Genomic DNA, 562 nt, shown 5'->3' with positions numbered 1-562 from the left:
GCTGGTTTTCACCACTTACAGAAATCGACTTTTGTGGACACGCAACGCTCGCCGCTTCCATGGTGTTGTTCGATCAACTCGGCGTTACAGGAAGTATTGAGTTTCACACATTAAAAGTGGGCACCTTAACCGTAATTAAGAACGCACTTGGCAAGATTGAAATGACATTTCCGACAAGAGCGCCACACCCCGTCAACGCCATTCCTACGCAATTGATTGAGGGATTAAACTGCGAAATAACACACGTACTGCTTAGCCCACAAGCTTACTTCGTCATCGTGGAAGATGAGCAAACCGTTTTCGATGTTCAATATCGATCCGACCAACTGAAACAACTCGCCCCTTACGATGTCGTCGTCACATCAAAAGGCAGTCAATACGACTTTGTATCTCGCTACTTTTGGCCAGCGAACGGCGGAGATGAAGACCCTGTCACAGGATCAATCCACGCAGGCTTAGCACCATATTGGGCGCAAGAGCTCGGCAAAGCATCTTTAGTGGCGTATCAAGCATCAGCGCGTGGTGGCGTTCTGTACTGCGAAATCACGGAGGATTGCGTCAA

The 562-nt window shown here is 48.6% G+C and carries 1 protein-coding gene; it reads left to right on the top strand.

What is annotated here, in order from left to right:
- On the top strand, positions 1 to 562 hold a 562-nt coding region (locus R7040_RS28840; protein ID WP_318097946.1), incomplete at both ends, for a PhzF family phenazine biosynthesis protein.

This window comes from Vibrio sp. 1069 (genome assembly GCF_033340555.1).
This window is presented reverse-complemented; position numbering and strand designations above follow the sequence as displayed.